This is a genomic window from Haloferax sp. Atlit-10N (genome assembly GCF_003586325.1).
In the GTDB taxonomy this organism is placed as follows: domain Archaea; phylum Halobacteriota; class Halobacteria; order Halobacteriales; family Haloferacaceae; genus Haloferax; species Haloferax prahovense.
In genome coordinates, this window is the sequence record NZ_PSYX01000176.1 from 1 (window position 1) to 441 (window position 441).

The following is a 441-nucleotide window of genomic DNA, read 5'->3' on the forward strand; positions in this document are numbered from 1 at the left end:
GTCGAGGTCGAGGACGGGCAGCGTCGACGGGGCGGACCGAACGTCAGCGACGGTGTCGACCGCCTCGACGGTCAGGTCGCTCCCGCACTGCGCTACCGCGTTCCGGACCGCGTCTGCGTCACCGATGACGACCACGTCCGCGTCGTCGGTCACCTGCGGTGCTGCCTTCACGATTATCTCGCTTCCGATACCACCGGGGTCTCCCATCGTCACGCCGACGAGGGGTCTCTCTGCTTCCGTCATCACCGCGTACCGATGAAGTCGAGGCAATTAACTATTGTCGTCGGCTCACCGAACGACCCCGCCTTGGTCACGAGCAACGTCTCGTCCGCCGGTCCGCCGCGAATTCTGGTGAGCGGAACCCCCTCCGAAAGTTCGATTCCCGTCAGGTCGAGCGATGTCGCGTCGAGTTCGTCGAGCACCGCGATAGTCGTCGAACCG

At 64.9% G+C, this 441-nt stretch carries 1 protein-coding gene and 1 pseudogene; both read right to left on the minus strand.

Features of this window, described 5'->3' with window-relative positions; all coding sequences use genetic code 11:
* Positions 1 to 243, minus strand: a pseudogene (locus C5B91_RS21735) (4-hydroxythreonine-4-phosphate dehydrogenase PdxA); the annotation flags it as partial.
* On the minus strand, positions 243 to 441 hold a 199-nt coding region (locus C5B91_RS21740; RefSeq protein ID WP_304999819.1), incomplete at its 5' end, for a nucleotide-binding domain containing protein. The pseudogene C5B91_RS21735 and the gene C5B91_RS21740, both read right to left, overlap by 1 nt.